General features: G+C 63.2%; 22 protein-coding genes. 17 read left to right on the top strand and 5 right to left on the bottom strand.

All coding sequences use genetic code 11. The features are described from left to right. Window positions 1-128 precede the first annotated feature (128 nt). From fabV to acs, 3 genes are all read left to right on the top strand, one after another. Window positions 129-1,319, top strand: a complete 1,191-nt coding sequence (gene fabV, locus R3E49_RS06975; RefSeq protein WP_371294388.1) for an enoyl-ACP reductase FabV — start codon at window positions 129-131, stop codon at window positions 1,317-1,319. A 4-nt stretch (window positions 1,320-1,323) separates the two neighbouring features. Then, window positions 1,324-2,157, top strand: coding sequence for an MBL fold metallo-hydrolase (locus tag R3E49_RS06970; protein WP_371294387.1), 834 nt, complete (start codon window positions 1,324-1,326; stop codon window positions 2,155-2,157). Between the two features lie 88 nt (window positions 2,158-2,245). After that, the gene (gene acs, locus R3E49_RS06965; protein ID WP_371294386.1) at window positions 2,246-4,186 is read left to right on the top strand and encodes an acetate--CoA ligase; all 1,941 of its coding nucleotides are present in this window, start codon (window positions 2,246-2,248) and stop codon (window positions 4,184-4,186) included. A gap of 9 nt (window positions 4,187-4,195) precedes the next feature. On the opposite strand, the gene R3E49_RS06960 is transcribed toward acs, so the two are convergent. The 5 genes from R3E49_RS06960 to R3E49_RS06940 are packed head-to-tail and all read right to left on the bottom strand — an operon-like array spanning window position 4,196 to window position 9,238. Next, on the bottom strand, window positions 4,196-4,858 hold the full coding sequence (locus R3E49_RS06960) for an exonuclease domain-containing protein (RefSeq protein WP_371294385.1): 663 nt from the start codon (window positions 4,856-4,858) through the stop codon (window positions 4,196-4,198). Further along, window positions 4,858-6,735 carry a putative nucleotidyltransferase substrate binding domain-containing protein gene (locus tag R3E49_RS06955; RefSeq protein ID WP_371294384.1) on the bottom strand — a complete coding sequence of 626 codons (1,878 nt, stop codon included), beginning with the start codon at window positions 6,733-6,735 and terminating at the stop codon, window positions 4,858-4,860. Before R3E49_RS06955 ends, R3E49_RS06960 begins: the two co-directional genes overlap by 1 nt. Window positions 6,736-6,737: 2 nt before the next feature. Continuing rightward, entirely contained in the window at window positions 6,738-7,214 is a 477-nt protein-coding gene (locus R3E49_RS06950; protein ID WP_371294383.1) for a hypothetical protein, read from the bottom strand. Between the two features lie 17 nt (window positions 7,215-7,231). Further along, complete coding sequence (locus tag R3E49_RS06945) at window positions 7,232-8,962, bottom strand: sodium:solute symporter family protein (RefSeq protein ID WP_371294382.1); 1,731 nt, start codon at window positions 8,960-8,962, stop codon at window positions 7,232-7,234. A 9-nt stretch (window positions 8,963-8,971) separates the two neighbouring features. Beyond that, window positions 8,972-9,238 carry a DUF4212 domain-containing protein gene (locus R3E49_RS06940; RefSeq protein ID WP_371294381.1) on the bottom strand — a complete coding sequence of 89 codons (267 nt, stop codon included), beginning with the start codon at window positions 9,236-9,238 and terminating at the stop codon, window positions 8,972-8,974. Between the two features lie 248 nt (window positions 9,239-9,486). On the opposite strand from R3E49_RS06940, the gene R3E49_RS06935 reads away from it, so the two are divergent. The 14 genes from R3E49_RS06935 to R3E49_RS06870 all read left to right on the top strand — a co-directional run bounded on the left by R3E49_RS06935 (window position 9,487) and on the right by R3E49_RS06870 (window position 24,046). Next, window positions 9,487-11,118: a 3-(methylthio)propionyl-CoA ligase gene (locus tag R3E49_RS06935; protein ID WP_371294380.1), complete on the top strand. Its 1,632-nt coding sequence runs from the start codon at window positions 9,487-9,489 to the stop codon at window positions 11,116-11,118. A gap of 144 nt (window positions 11,119-11,262) precedes the next feature. Then, on the top strand, window positions 11,263-12,846 hold the full coding sequence (locus R3E49_RS06930; RefSeq protein WP_371294379.1) for a FadD3 family acyl-CoA ligase: 1,584 nt from the start codon (window positions 11,263-11,265) through the stop codon (window positions 12,844-12,846). A gap of 7 nt (window positions 12,847-12,853) precedes the next feature. Continuing rightward, on the top strand, window positions 12,854-13,360 hold the full coding sequence (locus R3E49_RS06925; protein ID WP_371294378.1) for an Lrp/AsnC family transcriptional regulator: 507 nt from the start codon (window positions 12,854-12,856) through the stop codon (window positions 13,358-13,360). Further along, complete coding sequence (locus R3E49_RS06920) at window positions 13,357-13,824, top strand: Lrp/AsnC family transcriptional regulator (RefSeq protein ID WP_371294377.1); 468 nt, start codon at window positions 13,357-13,359, stop codon at window positions 13,822-13,824. The genes R3E49_RS06925 and R3E49_RS06920 overlap by 4 nt, the downstream gene beginning before the upstream one ends. An 11-nt stretch (window positions 13,825-13,835) precedes the next feature. Next, the gene (locus tag R3E49_RS06915; RefSeq protein WP_371294376.1) at window positions 13,836-14,708 is read left to right on the top strand and encodes a CoA transferase subunit A; all 873 of its coding nucleotides are present in this window, start codon (window positions 13,836-13,838) and stop codon (window positions 14,706-14,708) included. Between the two features lie 21 nt (window positions 14,709-14,729). After that, the gene (locus R3E49_RS06910) at window positions 14,730-15,533 is read left to right on the top strand and encodes a CoA-transferase subunit beta (RefSeq protein WP_371294375.1); all 804 of its coding nucleotides are present in this window, start codon (window positions 14,730-14,732) and stop codon (window positions 15,531-15,533) included. Window positions 15,534-15,542: 9 nt separating this feature from the next. Beyond that, entirely contained in the window at window positions 15,543-16,616 is a 1,074-nt protein-coding gene (locus tag R3E49_RS06905; RefSeq protein WP_371294374.1) for an NAD(P)H-dependent flavin oxidoreductase, read from the top strand. Between the two features lie 26 nt (window positions 16,617-16,642). Next, on the top strand, window positions 16,643-17,395 hold the full coding sequence (locus R3E49_RS06900) for an enoyl-CoA hydratase family protein (protein ID WP_371294373.1): 753 nt from the start codon (window positions 16,643-16,645) through the stop codon (window positions 17,393-17,395). A 15-nt stretch (window positions 17,396-17,410) separates the two neighbouring features. After that, on the top strand, window positions 17,411-18,574 hold the full coding sequence (locus tag R3E49_RS06895) for an acyl-CoA dehydrogenase family protein (protein ID WP_371294372.1): 1,164 nt from the start codon (window positions 17,411-17,413) through the stop codon (window positions 18,572-18,574). 2 nt (window positions 18,575-18,576) lie between these two features. Next, a complete protein-coding gene (locus R3E49_RS06890; protein ID WP_371294371.1) occupies window positions 18,577-19,623 on the top strand; it encodes an acyl-CoA dehydrogenase family protein in 1,047 nt (348 codons plus the stop codon). A 21-nt stretch (window positions 19,624-19,644) separates the two neighbouring features. Beyond that, window positions 19,645-20,793, top strand: a complete 1,149-nt coding sequence (locus R3E49_RS06885) for an acetyl-CoA C-acetyltransferase (RefSeq protein ID WP_371294370.1) — start codon at window positions 19,645-19,647, stop codon at window positions 20,791-20,793. 1 nt (window position 20,794) lies between these two features. Then, window positions 20,795-21,682 carry an SDR family oxidoreductase gene (locus R3E49_RS06880; RefSeq protein ID WP_371294369.1) on the top strand — a complete coding sequence of 296 codons (888 nt, stop codon included), beginning with the start codon at window positions 20,795-20,797 and terminating at the stop codon, window positions 21,680-21,682. 10 nt (window positions 21,683-21,692) lie between these two features. Then, the gene (locus tag R3E49_RS06875; protein WP_371294368.1) at window positions 21,693-22,859 is read left to right on the top strand and encodes an acyl-CoA dehydrogenase family protein; all 1,167 of its coding nucleotides are present in this window, start codon (window positions 21,693-21,695) and stop codon (window positions 22,857-22,859) included. Then, a complete protein-coding gene (locus R3E49_RS06870; protein ID WP_371294367.1) occupies window positions 22,856-24,046 on the top strand; it encodes an acyl-CoA dehydrogenase family protein in 1,191 nt (396 codons plus the stop codon). The genes R3E49_RS06875 and R3E49_RS06870 overlap by 4 nt, the downstream gene beginning before the upstream one ends. Window positions 24,047-24,060 lie beyond the last annotated feature (14 nt).

The raw sequence follows: 24,060 nt of genomic DNA, 5'->3' as shown, positions 1-24,060 counted from the left end.
AGGTAACAGTTCGGTGACCATTCTGTGACTGGTGGAAGCGACTTTGAGGCGGTGTTGCCTGTGATACACTCGCGGCAGCGCCCGCAGGCGGCGCACTCGACTGAACAAAATCAGGGAAACAACCGATCATGATCATAAAGCCCCGCGTGCGCGGTTTCCTTTGCACCACAACCCACCCCGTTGGCTGCGCCACCAACGTGCGCAACCAGATTGACTACGTGAAGCGGCAGGGCCCTGTCGACAACGGCCCCAAGCGGGTGCTGGTCCTAGGCGCTTCTACCGGCTACGGGCTGGCTTCCAGGATCACAGCGGCGTTTGGCGCCGGCGCGGCGACCCTCGGTATTTTCTTTGAGAAAGAAGGCACCGAGTCCAAGCCGGGTACGGCGGGCTGGTACAACAGTGCAGCGTTTCACAGGGCTGCCGAGGCGGAGGGGCTCTACGCCAGAAGTATCAATGGCGATGCGTTCAGCGATGAGGTCAAGCAGAAGGCCATCGCCACGATACGCGAGGATCTGGGGCAGGTAGACCTGGTGGTCTACAGCCTGGCGTCTCCCCGCCGGCAGCATCCGGTCACCGGCGTGGTACACAATTCCACCCTGAAGCCCATCGGCAAGCCTACCGTGCAGAAGGGCGTCAACACCGACAAGCAGGAAGTGCAGGATTTTCACCTCGAACCCGCCACGCAGGAAGAAATCGACAATACGGTAGCGGTGATGGGAGGCGAAGACTGGCAAATGTGGATCGAAGCGCTGGATGACGCTGGCGTGCTGGCCGAGGGCGCGAAAACCACGGCATACACCTATATCGGCGAGAAAATGACCTGGGATATCTACTGGCACGGCACAATCGGTGCCGCCAAGCAGGATCTGGATCGGCGCGTCGTGGGGATTCGTCAGCGCCTGGCCGCGCAGGGCGGCGACGCGCGTGTTTCGGTTTTGAAAGCGGTGGTTACCCAGGCCAGTGCGGCCATTCCCGCCATGCCGATTTACCTGGCGATTCTGTTCAAGGTCATGAAGGCCCGGGGGACACACGAGGGCTGTATCGAGCAGGTGGATGGCCTGTTCCGCAACTCGCTGTACAACCCGACGCCTGAACTGGACGACCAGGGTCGCCTGCGGGCTGATGGCAAGGAACTGGATCCGGAAGTGCAGGCTGAAGTGGCGGCGCTCTGGCAACAGATCGATACCGATAACCTGCATCAGTTGTCGGACTTTCAGGGTTACCGTCGCGAGTTCCTGCAACTGTTCGGTTTTGAGGTGGATGGCGTTGACTACGACGCCGATGTGAATCCGCTGGTTCCCATTGAGAATATGGTGTAATCCGATGTTTGAACATGGCGTGCCGTTTCGCCTTAACGACCGCGTGCGCCGCCTGGTGGCGCCCAATCCGGGCATGATGACGGGCCCGGGTACCAACACCTATCTGCTCGGTGAGGAGCAGGTCGCGGTGGTCGACCCCGGCCCCGCTATCCCGGAGCACATCGAGGCCATCCTTGCAGCTGGCGCCGGGCGGATTCGCTGGATTATCTGCACCCATACCCACCCCGACCACTCACCGGCATGGCAGGGCGTGGCAGCGGCCACCGGCGCTGAGGTGATCGGCGCAATGCCTGCCGACGACCGGTTCCAGGACGATACCTTTTCACCGACAACCCTGCTCAGTCACGATTGGGTGTTGTCGGCCCCGGAATTCACACTGCGGGCCCTGCATACGCCGGGCCACGTGAACAATCATTACTGCTTTCTGCTGGAAGACGACGGTATGTTGTTCGCTGGCGACCACATCATGAACGGGTCAACCGTCGTGATAGTGCCGCCCGGCGGCGACATGAAGGCTTATATTGACTCCCTGCAGCTGTTGCTGGATTACCCCCTGCAGAGTATCGCGCCCGGCCATGGCGACCTGATTCACACCCCCCGCGAGGAAGTGGCGGGTCTGGTTGAGCATCGTCTGGCACGCGAGCGCAAGGTGGTGGCGGGGCTCTCCTCGCTGGGACAGGCGGACCTCAATGCGCTGGTCAAGGTGGTGTACGACGACGTCGATCCCGCGCGTCATGATTGGGCCAAACTTTCGCTGTCCGCCCATCTGATCAAGCTGGCTGACGAGGGGCGAGCGCGCGGTGATGTCGCGGCGGAGCGCTGGACGTGGCTGGGCTAGTGCATCGGACATAGACCTTGGTCGAGTTGCGCCCCTTCCGGGAAGCAGTATCATCGACTCCAAAGTCACCACCGGCGGAAGCAATAACATGTCCCATTTCCCCATACACAAGGTTCCCGAGAATTTCCGTGATGCGCACATCACGTCCGAGCGCTATCGTCAGATGTACCAGCGTTCCGTTGACGATCCCGCGGGATTCTGGGGCGAGAAAGCCACCGAATTCCTGAAGTGGGACCAACCCTGGCACACGGTTGTCGACTACGATTTTCACGAGGGGCGTGCCAGCTGGTTTGCGGGCGGCCGGCTGAACGTTAGCGTCAACTGCATAGACCGCCACCTCGACACCCGCGCAGACCAGACCGCGCTGCTCTGGGAGGGCGATGACCCGACGCAGAGCCAGCATGTCACCTACCGTGAGTTGCACGAGCAGGTGTGCCGCCTGGCCAACGTGTTGCGCGCACGCGGCGTGGGCAAGGGGGACCGGGTGTGCATCTACATGCCCATGGTGCCGGAGGCAGCCTACGCAATGCTGGCCTGTACCCGCATTGGCGCCATCCACTCGGTGGTCTTCGGCGGGTTCTCACCCACAGCCATCGTAGATCGCATCCAGGACGCCGACTGCCAGACGGTCATTACGGCGGATGAAGGTCGGCGCGGTGGCAAGACCATCGCCCTGAAGAGTAACGTCGACACGGCGCTGGAGTCCTGCCCCAATGTGCACACCTGCATAGTCGCACGGGTGACTGGCGCCGACGTGGCCTGGAAGCAGGGCAGGGACGTCTGCTACAACGAAGCGACAGCCGCGGCTTCCGCACAGTGCGAGCCGGAGAGCATGGAGGCGGAAGACCCGCTGTTTATCCTGTATACCTCGGGCTCAACCGGCAAGCCGAAGGGGGTTCTGCACACCACCGGGGGCTATCTGCTGCAGGCCGCGATGACGTTCAAATACACCTTCGATTACCGCGAGGGTGAGATTTTCTGGTGTACAGCAGACGTTGGCTGGGTAACAGGACACACCTACATCCTCTACGGTCCCCTGGCCAACGGCGCCACGACCCTGATGTTTGAGGGGGTACCCACCTGGCCCGATTCAGGCCGCTGCTGGGAGGTGATCGACAAGCACCAGGTCAACACGTTCTACACGGCGCCGACGGCCATCCGATCGCTGCACGCCCACGGTGATGCGCCCGTCAAGCGCAGCTCCCGCGCGAGTCTGCGTTTGCTGGGGTCGGTCGGTGAACCCATCAATCCCGAAGCCTGGGAATGGTACTACCGGGTCGTCGGTGATTCCCGCTGTCCAATTGTCGACACCTGGTGGCAGACGGAGACGGGCGCGCAGATGATCACGCCACTGCCGGGTGCAACGGACCTCAAGCCGGGTTCTGCGAGTATGCCGTTCTTCGGTGTGCAACTCGCCCTGCTCAATGAGGACGGTAGCGAAATTGACGGCGCGGGGTCCGGCTACCTGGTCATAAAGGCGTCCTGGCCGAGTCAGATTCGCACAATTTACGGTGATCACCAGCGCATGGTAGACACCTACTTCCGCAACTACCCCGGCTACTATTTTACTGGCGATGGCGCCACTCGCGATGAAGACGGTTACTACTGGATTACGGGTCGTGTCGATGATGTGCTCAACGTGTCTGGGCATCGCATGGGTACCGCCGAGGTTGAGAGCGCGCTGGTGTTGCATGAGGATATCGCGGAGGCGGCGGTCGTCGGCTACCCCCACGATATCAAGGGACAGGGCATTTACTGCTTCGTAACGCCGATGGACGGCGTCGAGCCCAGCGAAGAACTGCGCAAGGCGCTGGTGCAACTCTGTGCCAGCGAGATCGGCCCGATCGCCAAGCCGGACGTGATCCAGTGGGCGCCGGGTCTGCCAAAAACCCGATCGGGCAAGATCATGCGACGGATTCTGCGCAAGATTGCGGAAAATGAGGTCGGCAGTCTCGGCGATACGAGCACGCTGGCCGACCCTTCTGTGGTTGATCATCTGGTCGCCAACCGCGCGCACCCGGTCAGCTGATCGGGTGACTCAGCGCAGGTCGCGCAGGTGCAGGGTCGTGTTGCGTCCGCGGTGTGCAATCTGCGCCAGCAACAGCTCTGCGGTCGCAATGGCGTCCAGCAGTGCATTATGCGCAGCGTGCACAGGCAGGCCATAGTGCGCGCGGCAGCCCGCCAGGGTTAACGCGCCCGGTGCACAGGCCTGGTTACGGCGTTCCCGCTGTTTCTGCTCAAGGCGCAGTGTATCGATTGTCGGTAGCAGCAGTGGCGCTCCGTACAGGCGTTGACACTGTCGATCCAGAAAGGCGATATCGAGTGCGGCGTGGTGAAACACGAGCACGCGGCCGGCCGCCGCCTGCAGGAACGCTTCCATGACCGTTGAGATGGGCGCGCCCTGGGCCAGTTCCCGGTCGTGGATATGGTGAATGGTGGCACTCTGGCCAACAGCCTGCTCTCCGGCAATCAGGTAGTGGCGCGCACTGGCGAGCTGAATGGCGCCGTGCTCGATGGCAACCCAGCCGAGGCTCAGCAGCGCACCTGTCGCGGGATCAAGGGAGGACATCTCACCGTCACAAACCAGAAACGGTGCTTCTCTGCAGGCGGTCCGGCCGGCTGGCGTGGGGTGTTGCCAGCATGCCGCCAACGGCGTCCCCGCCGCCTGCCGCCGGCGTGAGCGGCGCAGCCGCAGCCACATCAGCCCATACCCGCCCGGTAGGTTTGGCGCACGGCGGCCTGTGACTCGTCGATCAGGGTGAAGGCATCGCGCAGTTGCTCGCGCGCCAATGTCGGCAGCTCGTGTGGTTTAAGGAAGTTGTCCGGTGTTTCCCCCGCCATGATCTGCTGGCACTGGTGCTGCAGGCGGTGTTGTTGAATGCAGTGCAGGGCATCGGCCAGGTTGCGGCTGTCGCCCATGGTCATTTTCTTCTCCCGCGCCAGAGCCCGTAAACGCTCTTCTGTGTTGACAGCCGGTATGCGGTGAGCCAGCGCGTGCAGGCGGACGATCTCGGTGATCGGCAACACCCCGCGTTTCTTGACATCCACCGCGTCGCGGTGCTCGCCATTGCGCTCCACCACAAAACGGCGGAACATTCCCAGCGGTGGCCGGCTCTCCAGAGCATTTGCGGCCAGCGCGGCAAGAAAAATGGAGTTGCGCGACGCCTCCTGCAGCATCACCTCCTGAAGAGCTTCGCACAGACTCTCCTCGCCGTAGATGGGCCGCAGGTCGAAGAAGATGCTGACACGCATCACCGCCGCCGGAGAGGGGGTGATGGTCCAGCCGCGCACAGTATCCTGCCAGCGGTGCAGCGGTTGCCGCCAGCTGTCCGTGGTTGCCATGATTTCGCCGCGGCAGTAAGGGTAGCCGCAGAGTTGCAGGCCGTCGCAGACGCGCCGCGCCAGGTCGGTAAACCAGCCCGCGTGTTCAGGCTGCGTATCATCGGCGAGAATCACGCCGTTGTCCTGATCGGCGCCAAACAGCTGCTCGGCACGCGCCTGGGAACCGAATCCGACCCAGCACCACCCCGCGGGGGCAGGCCCCAGTTCGGCTTCTGCCAGCTGAATCAGGCGCACGGTTACGGCATCCGATATGGCTGTCAGGACGCGGCTGACCTGATGTGCGTGCATGCCAGACTGGCTCCACTGAACCACCAGCGCCGGCATGCTCCCCAGCAGTGTCTTGATGCCCTCGGCGCTGTCTTGCCTGGAGATATGCTGCACGAGATACACCGGGTCGTTCTGGCGCGCGAGTATCAGATCTGACGTGGTGATCATGCCCGCGAGCCGGCCCCCTTCCATGACCGGCAAGTGGTGATAGCCACGCTGGGTCATCAGCAAGGTTGCATCAAACAGGGTGCAGTCCGCTCCCACTGTTTCCGGCTGTGTTGTCATGATGCGGGCAATGGGTGTGTCGGCAGGCAGTGCTGCCGTCAACGCCCGCGCTCGCAGATCGCGGTCGGTGATAATGCCCTGCAGGCAGGTGCCATCGAGTACCAGTGCCGAAGAGACTCGCCTTTGCGTCATGGCGTGGGCAACGCTCTGCAGGGTGTCGCTACCGCGGACGGTGAGCAGCTCCGTGCTCATAGAGTCGCGGATGCTCAGCAGCAGCGTGCTGGGGGATGACTGATAACGGGCGGCGCGCCGCAGTCGCCGGCTGCGCTGGCTGCTGAAATGGCGGTCGATATCCCGGTGTGCCTGGCGCAGTGCCTGGTAGGCGCTGTCCGGGACAAAATACACCAGCGCATCCTCGATCACGCAGGCCCGCACCTCGCCGCGTTCGGCGTTCAGGCCGCCAATGTGAAAGCTCTCGCCTTCGCCCAGGCGATCCAGCAGGGTGTTGTCTGCATCGCGCAGATCGACGGCACCGCTGCGCAGTATGCGCAAGCCGCGGGGCTCGGAGCCGGCATCAAAAGATTCGCCACGGGTGTGGTAGCTGATGGCAACCGACGTCAGGAGGTCCGCCAGCGCTGCCGGAGAAAGCCGGTCGAAGGGCAGTGTGCCGGCGAGAAAATCCGTGATCGGTGCCAGATCCACGGGCGCGCGTGGCAGGGCGGGCGCATCATCACCTGTGGCCACAGTCAGGGCCCCAGCGTGCGGAAGCGCTGCAGAAAATCCGAACCCGTGTCCGCGAAGTAGCGGCTGCCGCCTGCGGCAGCAACCAGTTGCAGTCTGGCCCCTGCGGTGGGTAGTGCGGGCAGATTCAGCACCCAGTGTTGGGGGCTTGAGTCCTGCGGACGCATCGCCCGCGGCTCGGCCGTGCGGCCGGCTTCCTCAATGGCCACGACAGCGCCCTCCAGCGGGTGCGACGCCTGCAACCGCAGTTGCCAGCCAGGACCCTGCGCCTGTACGTCGATTTCAAGCTCCAGGTTGCCATTCGCCAATGCGCAACGGCCGCTGTCGTAGCGACAGCTGCTCTTGGCAATGAGCGGGTAGTCGCGCCCCGCCTCAGCCCGGTGCGGCTGTTCGCCGACCAGTTGACCCACGGCGAACCACGCGCCAATGGACAGCAACGGGGCCACCAGCAGGGCGATGATGACGTGTCGGTTGCGGAACATCGGCTTTTCTCCTGCTCTCAGTGGTCGTGTGCGGCGCTGGCGCCAGCCGGTACGCGGATGTGCTCCACGAGTTCCTGTACCGACTCCGGCGGCGCGCTGGTGACGCGGCTGACCAGCATGGCCACGGCGAAGTTGACGACCGCACCTACCGCGCCGAAGGCATTGGGTTCAATCCCCAGGAACCAGTTGGCCGGCATGTCACCGAGGAACGCGGTCGAAGCAATGAACATAATACCCTTGTGCTGGAACACGTAGAACAGGGTCACCCCGATGCCTGCGACCATGCCGGCAATCGCGCCCTCCTTGGTGGTGCGTTTGGAGAAGATGCCCATCATCAAGGCCGGGAAGATGGAGGACGCGGCGAGTCCGAACGCCAGCGCCACGGTGCCCGCGGCAAAACCGGGCGGGTTGAAGCCCAGATAACCTGCCCCGGCGATCGCGGCGGCCATGGCGACCCGGCTGGCACGCAGCTCGGCGCGTTCGGAAATGCCGGGCGCAATCATGCCTTTCAGCAGGTCATGGGAAATGGCCGAGGCAATGGCCAGCAACAGCCCGGCCGCCGTGGACAGCGCGGCGGCGAGGCCGCCGGCAGCCACCAGCGCGATCACCCAGTTGGGCAGCTGTGCGATTTCGGGGTTGGCCAGTACCATGATGTCGTTGTCCACGGTCACCATCTCGTTGACCGTCGGGTCGGCGTTGTACTGGATGCGGCCATCCCGGTTCTTGTCCTCGAAGGCCAGCAGACCGGTGGTTTCCCAGTTGCGGAACCAGTCGGGGCGCTCGTCATACACCAGGTGTTCACCGGGCGCGGGCTCGATGGTCTGCATCAGGTTCAGGCGGGCCATGCCGGCCACTGCGGGTGCTGTGGTATAGAGAATGGCAATGAACAACAGTGCCCAGCCGGCGGAGCTGCGTGCGTCGCGTACCTTGGGTACGGTGAAGAAGCGAATGATGACGTGGGGCAGGCCCGCGGTGCCGATCATCAGTGACGCCGTGTAGGCAAACATGTTCAGGCCGCTGAGCCGGTATTCCGTGGTGTACTCGTTGAAGCCCAGTTCCATCACCATCTGGTCCAGCTTGTCGAGCAGATAGGTGTCGGTGCCGATCAGTGTGCTCCCCAGGCCCAGCTGCGGGAAGGGATTTCCGGTCAGGTTCAGGCTGATGAATATTGCGGGAATGGTATAGGCCATGATCAGCACGCAGTACTGTGCAATCTGCGTGTAGGTGATGCCTTTCATACCCCCCAGCACCGCGTAGAAGAACACAATGCACATGCCCACCAGCAAGCCGGTGCCGTAGTCCACTTCGAGGAAGCGCGAGAAGGCGACACCGATGCCCTTCATCTGGCCAATCACATAGGTGACGGAGCAGATGATCAGGCACACCACCGCTACCGCGCGTGCTGCGTTGGAGTAAAACCGGTCCCCGATGAATTCGGGGACCGTGAACTTGCCATACTTGCGCAGGTAGGGCGCCAGAAACATGGCGAGAATGACGAAGCCGCCGGTCCAGCCCATCAGGAACACGGAGCCGCCATAGCCCATGAAGGCAATCATGCCGGCCATGGAGATGAATGAGGCAGCGGACATCCAGTCCGCCGCCGTGGCCATGCCATTGGCGACGGGATGCACACCGCCGCCGGCGACATAAAAGTCCCTGGTGGAGCCGGCGCGCGACCAGATCGCGATGCCAATGTACAGCGCGAAGCTGGCACCAACCACGAGGTAAGTCAGAGTTTGCAGTTCCATGAGGCGGCCCTAGTCCTCTTCCACGTTGAATTCGCGGTCGAGTTTGGCCATCTTGCGCGTGTAGTAAAAAATCAGCAGCACGAAAATAAAGATGGAGCCTTGCTGGGCGAACCAGAAACCGAGCTTGTAACCACCTATCTGGATCTGGTTGAGCACATCGACAAACAGGATGCCGCAGCCGAAACTCACCGCGAACCAGACCAGCAGAAGTTTCACCATCAGGGCAAGATTACGGCGCCAATAGGCCAGCGCCTGGGCCTCGGTCAAACGTGACATGGGGTCCTCCATTACTGTTGTTATCGTCGCGGGCGGTTGCTAGCGGATACGGTATCACTGCCCAGCGCCCGGGAAAACGCCCGCGCGCTGCGGTGGCCGGTGAGTGGTGTTGCAAGGCGCCGCCCGTTGCAGGCGTCAGGCCGCTGCCGGTTTTTGACAGTCGCGGGCCGCTGGCGGTGTTATCCTCCGCGTAAATGACTACAATTTGCGCTCAACGATCCCCGTCACGATAAAAGGAGAACACCCCAATGCACGGTTTGATGATGGATATGCCGCTGTTGATCACCTCGATCATCCAGCATGCCGAGCGGGTTAATGGCGACCAGGAAATCGTATCGGTCACCCGCGACAACCCGCGTCATCGATATACCTATCGCGAGGCGTTCGCGCGTACCCGCCAGCTTGCCAATGCCATGGAGCCCTGGGGCCTGCAGCGCGGTGATCGCATCGGCACCCTGGCCTGGAACGACTATCGACACCTGGAAACCTACTACGCCTCAGCCTGCAGCGGCTTCGTCTGTCACACCATCAACCCGCGGCTGTTTCCCGAGCAATTGGTCTACATCATCAACCACGCGGAAGACCGCTACGTATTCATCGACCCCGACTTCGTGCCGCTGGCGGAGAAGCTGGCCCCGGAATGCCCCGGGGTGCAGGGCTGGGTGGTGCTGACCAGCGCCGAGCATATGCCGGAGACCACGCTGCCCAATGCGCTCTGCTACGAAACCCTTATTCACGGCGCCAGCAGCGACTTCGACTGGCCGGAACTGGACGAGCGTGACGCCTGTGCCCTGTGCTACACATCGGGCACGACGGGTCACCCCAAGGGCGTGCTGTACTCGCACCGTTCCACCATGCTGCACGCCTACGCCACCATGATGCCCGACGCCATGGGTCTCTCGGCCAGCGATGTGGTGCTGCCCATCGTCCCGATGTTCCATGTCAACGCCTGGGGCAATCCGTATTCCTGCCCGATGGCGGGCTCCAAGCTGGTGTTCCCCGGGAACAAGATGGGCGATGGCGAAACCCTCTCCAGCCTCATCAACGAAGAGCAGGTGACCATGTCGGCCGGTGTGCCCACCGTCTGGCTGGCCCTGCTCGCGCACCTCAAGGCAACCGGCAAGCAGGTGGAATCACTGAAGCGCATCGTGGTCGGCGGCGCCGCCTGTCCCCTGGCCATTGCGGAGGAGTTTGACCGCTACGGCGTGGTGACCCGGGTCGGCTGGGGAATGACCGAGATGAGCCCCCTCGGCAGCATCAACGCCAGCGATAGCGAGCGTGAGCGCTTCAGTGAGGAAGAGTATCGCAAGCTTCGCCTGAAGGCGGGACGGCCCATCTTCGGCGTGGAGATGAAGATTGTCGGTGACGACGGCCAGGAATTGCCGTGGGACGGCAAGGCCTATGGCTCCCTGAAAGTGCGGGGCCCCTGGATCTGCTCGGGTTACTACAAGCGCGATGCAGACGGCGCGCACGCGGAATCGGGCTGGTTCGAAACCGGCGACGTCGCCACGATCGATCCCGATGGCTACATGGCCATCACCGACCGCACCAAGGATGTCATCAAGTCCGGCGGTGAGTGGATCTCCTCGATCGAATTGGAAAACGTCGCGATGAGTCACCCCAAGGTCGCAGAGGCGGCGGTCATTGGTCACTACCACCCCAAGTGGAGCGAGCGGCCACTGCTGATTGTCGTGCGCAAGGGCGATGGACAGGACTTGTCGGCCACCGATATGCTGGCGTGGTTCGAGGGCAAGGTCGCGACCTGGTGGAGGCCGGATGCCGTCGAGTTTGTGGACGAGCTGCCACACGGCGCTACCGGCAAGATCCACAAGGTATCGCTGCGCGAGCAGTTCAAGGACTACAGCTTCCCCGGGCAGTAAATGCCCTCTGTGCCCCGGCCCTCGCGGCTGGGGTATGACTTCACTATGCGTAGTTTGTTGCTCTGATAATTACGAATTTCGGTTGTAAAACCGCGTTTCACTGTCTAGTATTGTGATCCGAGTTACCAGTTTGCACGTGTCGCCATGGTCAACAACGAATCACAACAGCGTACATTGCCGCAGGTTGTCGCAGCTACTGCACGGGCCTTGCCGGAGCGGGTGGCCATCAGCGACGGGCCTGTGTCGCTTACCTATGCCGAACTGGATGCTGCCAGGCTGCAGGCTGCGCGCGCCTTCCTCGCGGCGGGCCTGGGTCACGGTGACCGTATCGCCATCTGGGCGCCCAACATGTGGCAGTGGATTGTTGCGGCCATGGGCGCACAGACTCTGGGGGGCGTGCTGGTCCCTTTGAACACACGCCTGAAAGGGGCAGAGGCCGGTTTCATCCTGCGTCGCAGTGGTGCCCGTTGGCTGTTCACGGTGGGCGAGTTCCTCGGCATGCGTTACCCGGCGATGCTGGCAGGGGAGGACTTGCCTGACCTGCAGGATATCGTGCTGTTTGAGGGCGAAGCCGGGGATGACACATCCTGGGCCGACTTCCTCGCGCGTGGCGACAATGTGCCCCTGGCAGAGGTTGAGGCTCGCGCCGGTGAGCTGCGCCCCGACGACACCCTGGACATCCTGTTCACCTCAGGCACCACGGGGCAACCCAAGGGCGTGGTCACCAGCCACGGGCAGAATATTCGCGCCTTTACCACCTGGAGCGCGACGGTAGGTCTGACAAGTGAAGACAACTACCTGATTATCAACCCGTTTTTTCATTCCTTCGGGTACAAGGCGGGCTGGCTCGCGGCTACCATCACCGGGGCGCGCATGCTGCCGGTCAAGCAGTTTGACCTCGATGCTGTGCTCGGTCAGATTCATCGGGACAGGGTGTCGGTCATTCCCGGCCCGCCCACCATCTATCAATCCTTGCTCAGTCATCCGCGGCGCGCGGACTACGACCTTTCCAGTCTGCGGCTGGCGGTGACCGGCGCTGCACCGGTGCCCGTGTCCCTGATCCAGAAGATGCGCAGCGAGCTGGGTTTCAAGGTGGTGGTGACCGCCTACGGGCTCACCGAGTCCTGTGGCGTTATCTCCATTTGTCGCCCGGAAGACAGCGCTGAGCGCATTTCACACAGCTCAGGGCGCGCCATGGACGGTGTGGAAATGCAGTGTGTCGACGCCGATGGTGTCGCCGTCCCGGCGGGTACCGAGGGGGAAATCTGGTGTCGTGGCTACAATGTCATGCAGTGCTACCTCGACAATCCGGAAGAAACGGCGCGCACCATCACCGCAGACGGCTGGTTGAAAACCGGCGATGTGGGCGTAATGGACGAAGATGGCTACGTGCGCATCACCGACCGCATCAAGGATATGTTCATAGTGGGAGGATTCAATTGTTACCCCGCTGAAATTGAAAACAGCCTGCACAGCATGCCCGGCGTCACCCGGGCTGCGGTGATCGGCGTGCCGGATGAGCGCATGGGCGAAGTCGCCTGCGCATGGATTGTGCCGGCCCCGGGCGCGGCCCTGGATGAGGCCGCAGTCATCGCCTGGGCGCGGGAGAACATGGCCAACTACAAAGTCCCGCGCCTCGTGCGGTTTGTGTCCGAACTGCCCATGAATGCCGGTGGCAAAGTGTTGAAGAACGAACTGCGCCAGCGCATGGCAGCGGAGCGGGGTTAGCGCGCTGATGGCCGGGCAGGAGCAGCGAGCGGAGCGCATACCCCCGATTGACCTGGATGAGACGGATCACGCCATCATTGCCCTGCTGCGCGCGGACGGGCGGCTGCCCTTCCGCTCTATCGCACGGGAACTGGGCCTGACCGAGGCGACCGTGCGGGCAAGGGTGCGGCGCCTGGAAGACTCACGTACCATGCGCGTGGTGGCCGTGACCGATATCGAGGCGGCTGGGTTCGGCATGTTGCTGGCGATCGGCGTACAGGTGGAGAACCGCTCTCCTGAGGATGTGGCGCGTGAGCTCGCTGGCGTGCCCGAGGTGTTCTCGGTCAACGTCGTGGTAGGCGCCCAGGATATCGAGATTCTGATGGTGGCCGAAGATCAGGTTGCGCTGCACCGGCTGCTGCACGAGCGTATTGCGACCATGCCCGGTGTGCGCCGCTTGACGCCAGCGCTGGCGGTTAACGTGCTGAAGAATCAGCCCGATTGGGTGCCTTTTGATCGGGGTGCGGGGGCATGACGCGGCGCTGTCTGGACGCCGTAGACCGGCAGATTGTTGCGAGGTTGTCTGAGGATGCCCGCATCAGCAACCGTCAGATTGCCACCGACCTCGGTGTCACCGAGGGCACGGTGCGGGCGCGGGTCAGGCGCATGGAAGAGGAGCGGCAGATTCGCATCACCGCGGTCACCAACATCGATCGCTTTCGCAATGGCGCACTGGCGTATATCTGGATAGAGGTCGAGCGCAGCCACCAGGTACAGGCGGTCGCGCAGGCACTTGCGGAAATCGCTGAGCTCGGCTTTGTCGGCGAGATGCTTGGCCGGTCTGACCTGCTGGCCATTACCATGGTGCGCAGCAACGAGCATCTCGCGGAGTTTGTGCACCAGCGCATCAGTGGAATTCCCGGTGTGCGGCGTACTGAAAGCACGCTCGGGGTCAATTTTGTCAAACACGATTACCGCATGGCGCGGATCGTCAGCTGAAGGAAAGCAACATGGATAAACGGCTCAGTGCCCGCGATGCGGTGGCACAAATCGAAGACGGCATGACCGTGGGTATCGGCGGTTGGGGGCCGCGGCGCAAGCCGATGGCACTGGTGCGCGAAATCCTCCGCTCAGATGTGAAGGACCTTACGGTAGTCGCCTACGGCGGTGCCGACGTTGGCATGCTCTGTGCCGCGGGCAAGGTGAAAAAACTGGTGTTCGCCTTCGTGTCACTGGACTTCATTCCGCTGGAACCGTATTTCCGCCAGGCTCGCCAGAGCGGCTCCATCGAGGTGATGGAGATCGACGAGGGCATGATGCTGTTGGGCTTGCGCGCGGCTGCCTGGGGCCTACCCTTCATTCCCACCGAGGTAGGTCTGGGTACCGATGTCATCACCCAGAATCCGGATATCAAGCTGATCGACAGTCCGTACGACGACAAGGAGTGGGTGGCCATGCCGGCGCTGAATCTCGACGTGTCGTTGATTCACGTCGACCGTGCCGATTTTCGCGGTGTTTGCCAGATTGCGGGCCCGGACCACTACCTCGACGACTGGTTTGCACGCGCTGCCAAGACCACCATCGTGTCCTGTGACGAGCTGGTCGATACCGCGTTCTTCGCCGATCCCGCGAGGGCGCGGGAGGTGTTCTGGGAACGCTCCGCCACGAGCGCCATTGTGGAGATACCCGGTGGTGCGCATCCCACGTCCTGCAATCCGCTGTACGGTTTCGATGTGCCTCATTTCAAGGCGTACACCGCATCAGCCAAGGAGGGTGGCATAGAGAGCTACCTGGAGAAATACCTGGGGGCCGATGAGGCCGAATACCAGCGCAACGTGGGTGGGCTGGATGCCATCCGCGCACTCGCGCTGCCCACTTACTGACACGCCCAGGGAGACTATCGCATGTCAACTGTAGCAACCGGTTACACCCTTGCCGAACTGTGCATCGTTGCCGCCGCCGAGGCCTTCCGCCATGACGGCGAAGTGCTGGCCACAGGCATCGGCGTGGTGCCCAGGCTGGCCGCCAGCCTGGCCATGAAAACCTTCAACCCGGACCTGATGATGACGGACTCCGAGGCATTCATGCTCAGCGAGCCCAATCCACTGGGCAAGCGCCCGGCAGATTTCCGCCAGGCCAATGAAAGCTGGATGGGCTTCTCGCGCATTTTCGACAACGTATGGAGCGGCAAGCGTCACGCCATGCTGGGCCCCACCCAGATTGACCGTTTCGGTCAGACCAACACCTCGGCACTCGGCGGCACCTATCAGCAACCGAAAGTGATGATGCTGGGTGCGCGCGGCTTCCCGGGCAACTCCATTTGCCACGCCAACAGCTTCTTTGTGCCCGGGCACAACACGCGGGTATTCATGGACGGAGAGTGTGATTTTGTCTCCTCCATCGGTTATAACCCGGCGCGCTTGCCGCGTGGTCGTTCGCTGGATGACGTTGATATACGCCGTGTCGTGACCAACCTCTGTGTGATGGATTTCGGCGGGCCTGATCACCAGATACGCCTGCTCTCGCTACACCCCGGAGTGACGGTTGAGGAGGTGCAGGAAAACACCGGATACCCTATTGCGGTACCGGCGGATGTGCCGACAACACCCGCGCCGACCGCCGAGCAGCTGGCGATCATCGCGGCGCTTGATCCGCACAACCAGCGCGCTGCACAAATCGCTGACAACCCGCCCGGAATCCGGGCCTGAGGCACCGCCATGCTCACCACTCGACTGACCGACCTGCTAGGCTGCCGTTACCCCATCGTGCAAACCGCGATGGGATGGGTGGCAGATCCCCGTCTGGTTGCGGGCAGCTGCAATGCCGGCGGGTTCGGCTTTCTGGCCGGCGCAACCATCCCCCCGGAGGAGATGGAGCGCGATATTCTCCAGGTCAAGGCACTCACCGACCGGCCTTTCGGCGTGAACTTCCACATGTACCAGCCCAATGCGTCGGACATCATCGATATGGTGATTCGGCACGGGGTGCGCGCCGTGAGTTATTCGCGCTCGCCGGGCCCGGAGATGGTTCGCAGGCTCAAGGATGCGGGCGTGATCTGCATGCCGACGGTCGGCCTGCCGAAGCATGCGGTGAAAGCCGTGGAGCTGGGTGCGGACGCGGTCACTGTGCAGGGCGGTGAGGGCGGTGGCCATACCGGTGCGGTGCCGACAACGCTGCTGATACCGCAGGTTGTGGATGCGGTCGGCGCCCAGGTGCCGGTGGTCGCCGCGGGTGGATTCAAGGACGGTCGCGGCCTGGTCGCCGCACTGGCCTGGGGTGCCGATGGCGTTGCCATGGGCACACGCTTTCTGCTAACCCGAGAGTCGCCGGTGCCGGAGGCCACCAAGCAGCGCTACCTCGACTGCAAGAACCCGGCGGATATCATTGTCTCACGCGCCATGGACGGTATGCCCCAGCGCATGATCATGAACGAATTGCTGGCCGAACTCGAGCGCGCCTCTAAGCTGCGCAAACTGCTTATCGCCATGCGCAACGGTCTTGCCTTTCGCAAGTACACCGGGGCCAGCGTGGTCAGCCTGCTGAAGTCGGCGATCGCCATGAGTCGCAGTGACGACATGACCGCTGCCCAGGCCATCATGTCGGCCAATGCGCCGATGATCATCCAGAAAGCGATGGTGGATGGTGAACCCGCCCGCGGCGTTTTGCCCAGCGGTCAGGTCGCGGGCGTGATCGACACGCTGCTGACCTGCGAGGAGCTGATCCAGTCCATCGTCGATGAGGCCGAGGCGCGCCTGCGGGTGCTCGCGGCCCGTGTTCCCGCCAACGCCTAATTCAACGTACCGACAGGTAGAGAATCATGAGCAAACCGTTTCACACCACCATCGACGCCGGCATCGCCGAGATGATCCTGGACAAGCCGCCCGTGAATGCGTTCGACAGTGCCGGCTGGTTCGCCATTGCCGAGGAAATTGATGCGCTGGGCCGGGATGACGCCGTGCGCGTCATACTGATTGCCGCCGAGGGTCGTGGTTTTTGCGCCGGGGTCGATATCAAGGAACTTGCCGCTGAGCCGACGCGCATCGTTGACGTCAACAAGGGGAACTACGAAACCTTCCGTGCCATACATCGCAACCCGAAGCCGGTCATCATCGCCTTGCACGGCTTTGTTCTGGGCGGTGGCATCGGCATGGCAGGCGCCGCGGACATTCTGGTTGCGTCTGACTGCGCCCGCTTCGGCGTACCGGAGATCGACCGCGGCGCCATGGGGGGCGGGGCCCACCTGCAACGTATGTTCCCGGTGCAGAAAGTTCGCTACATGTATTTCACTGGCGAGTTCATCGACGCGCAGGAGGCCTATCGCCTGGGCGCCGTCGAAAAGGTGGTCACCCGTGAGGCATTGCTGCCGACGGCTCGGGACATTGCCGCCACCATCGCCAGCAAGTCACCGGCCATGGTGAAGCTGGCCAAGGAGGCGCTGACCGGCATCGAGGACGGCAACCTGGAGGACAAGTACCGCTGGGAACAGGGCTTCACGCTGGAGGCCTATACCGTGGGAGATTCCCAGGAATCCCGGGATGCGTTTGTGGAAAAACGCGACGCCAAATTCTGAACGCAGGACTGACACATGCAACTGGCATTTACTGAACAGCAACAGGCCTTCCGCAGCGAAATCCGCGCCTGGCTCAAGGCCAATGTGCCCGCGGAGCCGCTCAGGACCTTCGACACCGAAGAGGGCTTCCAGCAGCACCGCGAATGGGAAGCGACCCTCAATCAGGGTCGCTGGGGTATGGTGACCTGGCCCGAGGCACTCGGCGGGCGCGGTTGTGACCTGATCGAGTGGCTGATCTTCGAGGAGGAATACTACCGCGCAGGGGCGCCCCTGCGGGTGAACCAGAACGGTATCTTCCTGCTCGGCCCCACCCTTATGGAGTACGGTACCGAGGAGCAGAAAGCGCGCTTCCTGCCGGCCATGGCAGAAGGCCGCGATATCTGGGCGCAGGGCTGGTCGGAGCCGGGCGCGGGATCCGATATGGCAGCCATTCGCTCCACCGCCCAGCGCGATGGTGACAAGTACATCATCAACGGTCAGAAAACCTGGTCCACGCGGGCCGTTTGGGCGGACTGGCTGTTCGGCATGTTCCGCACGGATCCGGAGTCGGAGCGCCACCGCGGCCTCACCTTCATCCTGGTGCCCCTGAAAACCCCCGGTATCACGGTGCGGCCCATCCCTCAGCTGGATGGGCTGCCGGGCTTCGCCGAGATTTTCTTCGACAACGTCGAAGTGGATGTCAGCAATCGCCTGGGCGACGAGGGCGCAGGCTGGGCGGTGGCCATGGCGACCGCCGGTTTCGAACGCGGGTTGATGCTCCGTTCCCCGGCGCGCTTTCAGGAAACGGCGCGCCGACTGGTGGAGCTGTACCGGGCCAATGAGGCCAGTGTGAGTCACGATCCGCAGATTCGCGAAGCGGTGATGCGCGCCTATCTTGACGCGGAGAGCTATTGCCTGAGCACCTACCAGACGGCCTGCCGCCTGAGCCAGGGTGGCAAGATCGGCGCCGAGTCGTCTACCAACAAGATCTTCTGGTCCGAGCTGGACCAGAATATGCACGCCACAGCCATGAGTATCCTGGGCGCGCGCGCCGAACTCCTGCCGCATGCGCCGGCGGCCAGCGGCGTGGGCCACTGGCTGGACGGCTGGCTGTTCTCACAGTCGGGCCCCATCTACGCCGGCACCAACGAGATTCAACGCAACATCATCGCCGAGCGCATGCTCGGTATGCCGAGGTAACCATGGATTTTACATTCAGCGAAGACCAGTTGCTGTTTCAGGATTCCGTCCGCGGCTTTCTGGTCAATGAAATCACGCCCGAGCGGCTGCGCGCCGGCTGGGACACAGACACCGGCCGCGACCCTGCACTCTGGCAGCAGCTGGCGGAGCTGGGCCTCACCGCGCTGACCGTGCCGGAAGAACACGGTGGCCTGGGCATGAATGCGGTGGATTTTGTGCTGCTGGCCCAGGAGTGCGGTTACGTCGCCCTGCCGGAGCCGCTGGTGAATCATGCGCTGGTCGCGGTGCCGCTGCTGGAGGGTCTGGGTGGGGAGCTGGCGGCACGCTGGCTGCCGTTGGCCGCCACAGGAGAAGCCCGCATCGTGGCGGCGGTGGCGCAGAACCTCGTGGTCGAGGATGCCCATGTCGCGGATCTCCTGCTGCTGGAGCGTGACGGGCAGTGGTACGCCCTGGAACAGGGGCAGTTCAGCTGCGAACGCAACGAGAGTGTCGACCCCGGCCGTCGCCTGTTCTCGGTGACCCTGCCGGCCAACGCAACGCCGGTAGCCGACGGGGCGCAGGCAAAGATCCTGCGCAGTGCAACCCTGAACCGCGGTGCGCTGGGGTGCGCGGCCCAGGCGCTGGGGCTGGCGCAGCGGATGATTGATCTTTCCGTGCAGTACACCGCCGATCGCAAGCAGTTCGGCAAGCCGATTGGTTCCTTCCAGGCGGTCAAGCATCACATGGCCAATGTGGCGGTGCGCCTGGAGTACGCCAAGGCGCCGGTGCACCGCGCAGCCTACGCCGTCGCGGAAGACGCAGCGGCGGCGGGACTGGCGGTGGCCCAGGCCAAGCTGATGGCCTGTGAAGCGGCCAATCTGGCTGCCAAGAACAGCATCCAGGTGCACGGAGCGATGGGTTACACCTGGGAGGTGGACCTGCACATCTTCATGAAGAAAGCCTGGGCACTGGCCAATACCTGGGGTGACGCCGGTTGGCACAAACAGCAGGTCGCGGCGGCAATTTTCGCGGATGACGCGGCACTGGGTGCCGGCGCCACCTTCCAGTAACACAAACGAGGACAGAGAATCATGGCGGATGCCTATATTGTAGATGCAGTGCGCAGCCCGACCGGCCGCCGCAAGGGCGGGCTTGCGGGGGTTCACGGCGCGGATCTCGGGGCTCACGTGCTGAAGACCCTGGTGGAGCGCAATGGTATTCCAGACGCGGACTACGACGACGTCATGTTTGGCTGCGTGGACACCATTGGCCCGCTGGCCGGAGATATCGCCCGTACCTGCTGGCTGGCTGCCGGCCTGGATGAAGCCGTGCCCGGTACGACAATCGACCGGCAGTGCGGTTCATCGCAGCAGGCTGTGCATTTTGCCGCGCAGGCGATCATGGCAGGTGTCAACGATGTGGTGATTGCGGGTGGCGTACAAACCATGACGCAAATCCCGATCTCCTCCGCCATGCTGGCGGCGGAGCCTTTGGGCTTCACTGATCCCTTTTCGGGAAGTGAGGGCTGGGTGGCCCGCTACGGCAAGGTACCCGTGTCACAGTTCAACTCGGCACAAATGATCGCCGATAAGTGGGGCTTCAGCCGCAGCGATATGGAAGCGTTTGCACTGCAATCCCATACACGGGCATTGCAGGCCATCAATGAAGGCCGTTTCGCGCGCGAAATCGCGCCGCTGGCCGGCGTGGAAATGGACGAAACCCCGCGCCAGACGACCATGGAGAAAATGGCCGAGCTGCAGCCGCTGCAGGAGGGTGGGACGATCACGGCGGCGGTGTCCAGCCAGACCTGTGATGCCTCCTCCGCGATGCTGATTGTCTCCGAGGCCGCCCTGAAGCGCTATAACCTGACTCCCCGGGCCCGCATTGCGCACATGAGCGTGCGCGCTGCAGACCCTATCTGGATGCTCACCGCGCCGATCCCTGCAACGGAGTACGCGCTCAAGCGTGCCGGCATGCGCCTGGCCGACATCGATCTGGTGGAGATCAACGAGGCCTTTGCGTCGGTGGCGATGGCGTGGCTGCATGACACCGGCTTCGATCCGGCCAAGACCAACGTCAACGGTGGTGCCATTGCCCTCGGACATCCGCTGGGCGCAACCGGCACCAAACTGATGACCACCCTGCTGCACGAGCTGGAGCGCAGTGGCGGCCGTTACGGCCTGCAAACCATGTGTGAAGGCGGCGGTCAGGCGAACGTGACGATTATCGAGAGGCTGTGATATGAGCAAGATATGTGAAGGACGTGTGGTAATTATCACCGGTGCCGGGGGCGGCTTGGGTGCTGCACACGCGCGGGTGCTCGCCGGTGAGGGCGCAAAGGTCGTCGTCAACGACATCAACGAGGCGGCGGCGCAGGCCGTGGTGGACGATATCCGCAAGGCAGGCGGTGAGGCGGTGGTGAATACATCGGACATCACCCATTACGACGACAGCCTGAATGCGGTGAAGCAGGCCATTGAGACCTTCGGTGACCTGCATGCCGTCGTCAACAATGCCGGCGTCAATCGGGATCGCATGTTCGCCTCGATGACCGAGGCCGAGTGGGACACGATCATGGCGGTGCATCTGAAGGGGCATTTCTGCATCAGCTCCCACGCTGTGCACTACTGGCGTGGTCAGTCGAAAGCGGGCAAGGCAGTCGACGCACGTATCATCAACACCACCTCCGGTGCCGGCCTTCAGGGCTCTATCGGCCAGTCGAACTATGCGGCGGCAAAAGCCGGCATTGCCGCGCTGACCCTGAACCAGGCGGCAGAGCTGGCCCGCTACGGCATCACGGCGAATGCCGTGGCCCCCGCAGCGCGCACTGGCATGACTACCGCTGTTGAGGAAATGGCGCAGCGCATGGCCAAGCCCGAGGATGGCAGCTTCGACTACTGGGCACCGGAAAATGTGTCCTCGCTGTTTGCCTACCTGGTCTCCACCGAGTCCTCGGCGGTCACCGGTCGCGTGTTCGAAGCCGAGGGCGGTCGCATCTCCATTGCCGACGGCTGGCGCTCCACAGAGCCGGTGGACAAGGGGGATCGCTGGCTACCGGAGGAAGTGGCCGGTGCGGTACAGCAGTTGCTGGCGCGTGAGGTGCCGGCGCAAAAAGTCTACGGCACCTGAGGCAGGTCGCATGGAATTTCGTTTTACCGAAGAGCAGCAAATGATCCGCGACACCGCCGAGGCGTTTCTCGCCGAGGTCTCCACCCCCGCCGCGGTGCGCGAGGCGATGGCGACCGAGCGCGGCTACAGCGAAGCGCTCTGGCAGCAGATCAGTCAGGAGATGATGTGGCCCGCCCTGCACATCCCGGAAGCCTGTGGTGGCCTTGGGCTGGGGTTTGTCGAGCTGGCTGCCATGCAGGAGCAGATGGGTCGTACGTTGTTGTGTGCCCCCTTTCTCTCTACCGTCGGCTTTGCGGTCAACGCGCTGCTGGTTGCCGGCAGCGAAGCACAGCAGAGCCACTACCTGGGTGAGATCGCCAGCGGCAAAACCGCCACCCTGGCGTTTATGGCGCCGGGCAGTCGCCCCGATGCCGACGCGATTCAGGTGACCTGTGCCGCCGACGGTGACGGTTTTCTGTTGAACGGCGAGTACCGCTACGTCCTGGACGGACACACTGCCGACATTCTCGTGCTCGCCGTGCGTGCGCCGGGCAGTGCAGGTGTCGAAGGCGTCAGCCTGTTTGTGCTGCCGGCAGATACGGCGGGCATCAGCCGGCAGTGGCTGCCGACCATGGACCAGACGCGCAAACAGGCGCGCATCGTGCTGGACAAGGTGCGGGTGGGCGGCGACGCCTGCATGGGCGCAGCGGGCGAGGCCTGGCCTGCGCTGGCGAAGATACTGGACCTGGCCACCGTGGCGCTGGCTGCGGAGCAGGTGGGTGTCGCACAGCAGTCGCTGGACAGCTCGGTGGCCTACACCACGGAGCGTGTGCAGTTCGGGCGTACTATCGCCTCCTACCAGGCGATCAAACACAAGGCCGCCGACATGATGCTGAAGGTCGAGGCAGCGCGCTCCGCCGCCTACTACGCGGCCTGCATCGCCGACGAAGCGCTGGCCGACAGGCCGCTGGGTTCCGGCCTGGCGGAGGCTGCGAGCATCGCCAAGGCCTACTGCTCAGAGGCGGCATTTTTCAATGCCGGCACCGGTATTCAGCTGCACGGCGGCGTCGGGATCACGGCAGAGTACGACATACAGCTGTACTTCAAACGCGCCAAGTCAACCGAGACCCTGCTGGGTGATGCGGCCTGGCACCGTGAGCGACTCGCGCGGCAGCTGCTTGATGGAGGTGTTGCATGAAACTAAGCTTCAGTCCCGAGGACGAGCTATTCCGTGAAGAGGTGGTGAGCTGGCTGGCCGACAATCTGTGCGGTGAGTTTGAACCCATCCGTTTTCGCGGCGGCCCGGGTGACGAGCATTCCTTTGTCGAGGAGCGCAAGGCCTGGGAGCAGAAACTGGCGGAAGGCGGCTGGACCTGTATCGGCTGGCCAAAGCAACACGGCGGCCGCGCGGCCACTGTGGAACAGCAGGTGATTTTCAACGAGGAATACGCGCGCGCCGGCGGCCCGGGTCGTATGGGGCACATCGGCGAGACCCTGATGGGGCCAACGCTGATTGCCTTTGGCAGCGATGCGCAGCGGGAGCGTTACCTTCCGGGCATACGGGCGGGCCGTGAGTTCTGGTGCCAGGGCTATTCCGAGCCGTCCGCCGGCTCCGACCTGGCCAACGTCAAAACCCGTGCGCGGCTGGATGAAAATACCGGGGAGTGGCGCATCAACGGCCAGAAGGTGTGGACCTCGCTGGCCCACGAATCCCAGTACGTATTCGTAATCGCCCGCACCGATCCCGAATCTGTCGCGCACAAGGGGCTCGGCTTTTTTCTGGTAGCGATGGATCAGCCTGGCGTTACTGTGCGCCCGATCGAGCAGCTCACCGGAACCAGTGAGTTCAACGAGGTCTTCTTCGACGACGCGGTCTGCGCTGCCGACGATATCGTGGGTGCTCCCGGCGAGGGCTGGAAAGTGGCCATGGGGCTGCTGGGCTTTGAGCGTGGCGTGTCCACGCTGGGACAACAGATGCTGTTCCAGAACGAACTGGACGAAATCGTCCGTGTGGCCAGGGCGAACGGCGCGGCGCGCGATCCCGCACTGCGCCAGCGCATTGCCGAGGCGCATATCGGGCTGCGCATCATGCGTTTCAACAGCATGCGTATGCTCTCTGGCGGTGGCGATGACGGCAGCCTGCAAAAAGAGGCGATGATCTACAAGCTCTACTGGTCCAGCTGGCACCGTAACCTCGGCAAGCTGGCGATGGATGTGCTGGGCGCGGAGAGCGAGATTGTTCCCGAGGCGCCCTACGGCCTCAGCCGGCTGCAGTCGATGTACCTGTTTACCCGCGCTGACACCATTTACGGCGGCACCAACCAGATCCAGCGCAACATCATCGCCGAGCGTGCACTCGGCATGCCCCGCGAACCTCGCGGCTAGGGCCTTGCGGGCCA

The organism is Haliea sp., from assembly GCF_041395985.1.
Classification (GTDB): Bacteria; Pseudomonadota; Gammaproteobacteria; order Pseudomonadales; family Halieaceae; genus Haliea.
Note: the sequence above shows the minus strand (reverse complement) of the source record. Positions and strands in the feature narration are given on the sequence as shown.

What these genes read in the sequence shown, in the direction of transcription:
- fabV (WP_371294388.1), top strand. Translation starts at nt 129, where the DNA reads ATGATCATAAAGCCCCGCGTGCGCGGTTTCCTTTGCACCACAACCCAC.
- R3E49_RS06970 (WP_371294387.1), top strand. Translation starts at nt 1,324, where the DNA reads ATGTTTGAACATGGCGTGCCGTTTCGCCTTAACGACCGCGTGCGCCGC.
- acs (WP_371294386.1), top strand. Translation starts at nt 2,246, where the DNA reads ATGTCCCATTTCCCCATACACAAGGTTCCCGAGAATTTCCGTGATGCG.
- R3E49_RS06960 (WP_371294385.1), bottom strand. Translation starts at nt 4,858, where the DNA reads ATGTGGCTGCGGCTGCGCCGCTCACGCCGGCGGCAGGCGGCGGGGACG.
- R3E49_RS06950 (WP_371294383.1), bottom strand. Translation starts at nt 7,214, where the DNA reads ATGTTCCGCAACCGACACGTCATCATCGCCCTGCTGGTGGCCCCGTTG.
- R3E49_RS06945 (WP_371294382.1), bottom strand. Translation starts at nt 8,962, where the DNA reads ATGGAACTGCAAACTCTGACTTACCTCGTGGTTGGTGCCAGCTTCGCG.
- R3E49_RS06940 (WP_371294381.1), bottom strand. Translation starts at nt 9,238, where the DNA reads ATGTCACGTTTGACCGAGGCCCAGGCGCTGGCCTATTGGCGCCGTAAT.
- R3E49_RS06935 (WP_371294380.1), top strand. Translation starts at nt 9,487, where the DNA reads ATGCACGGTTTGATGATGGATATGCCGCTGTTGATCACCTCGATCATC.
- R3E49_RS06930 (WP_371294379.1), top strand. Translation starts at nt 11,263, where the DNA reads ATGGTCAACAACGAATCACAACAGCGTACATTGCCGCAGGTTGTCGCA.
- R3E49_RS06925 (WP_371294378.1), top strand. Translation starts at nt 12,854, where the DNA reads ATGGCCGGGCAGGAGCAGCGAGCGGAGCGCATACCCCCGATTGACCTG.
- R3E49_RS06920 (WP_371294377.1), top strand. Translation starts at nt 13,357, where the DNA reads ATGACGCGGCGCTGTCTGGACGCCGTAGACCGGCAGATTGTTGCGAGG.
- R3E49_RS06915 (WP_371294376.1), top strand. Translation starts at nt 13,836, where the DNA reads ATGGATAAACGGCTCAGTGCCCGCGATGCGGTGGCACAAATCGAAGAC.
- R3E49_RS06910 (WP_371294375.1), top strand. Translation starts at nt 14,730, where the DNA reads ATGTCAACTGTAGCAACCGGTTACACCCTTGCCGAACTGTGCATCGTT.
- R3E49_RS06905 (WP_371294374.1), top strand. Translation starts at nt 15,543, where the DNA reads ATGCTCACCACTCGACTGACCGACCTGCTAGGCTGCCGTTACCCCATC.
- R3E49_RS06900 (WP_371294373.1), top strand. Translation starts at nt 16,643, where the DNA reads ATGAGCAAACCGTTTCACACCACCATCGACGCCGGCATCGCCGAGATG.
- R3E49_RS06895 (WP_371294372.1), top strand. Translation starts at nt 17,411, where the DNA reads ATGCAACTGGCATTTACTGAACAGCAACAGGCCTTCCGCAGCGAAATC.
- R3E49_RS06890 (WP_371294371.1), top strand. Translation starts at nt 18,577, where the DNA reads ATGGATTTTACATTCAGCGAAGACCAGTTGCTGTTTCAGGATTCCGTC.
- R3E49_RS06885 (WP_371294370.1), top strand. Translation starts at nt 19,645, where the DNA reads ATGGCGGATGCCTATATTGTAGATGCAGTGCGCAGCCCGACCGGCCGC.
- R3E49_RS06880 (WP_371294369.1), top strand. Translation starts at nt 20,795, where the DNA reads ATGAGCAAGATATGTGAAGGACGTGTGGTAATTATCACCGGTGCCGGG.
- R3E49_RS06875 (WP_371294368.1), top strand. Translation starts at nt 21,693, where the DNA reads ATGGAATTTCGTTTTACCGAAGAGCAGCAAATGATCCGCGACACCGCC.
- R3E49_RS06870 (WP_371294367.1), top strand. Translation starts at nt 22,856, where the DNA reads ATGAAACTAAGCTTCAGTCCCGAGGACGAGCTATTCCGTGAAGAGGTG.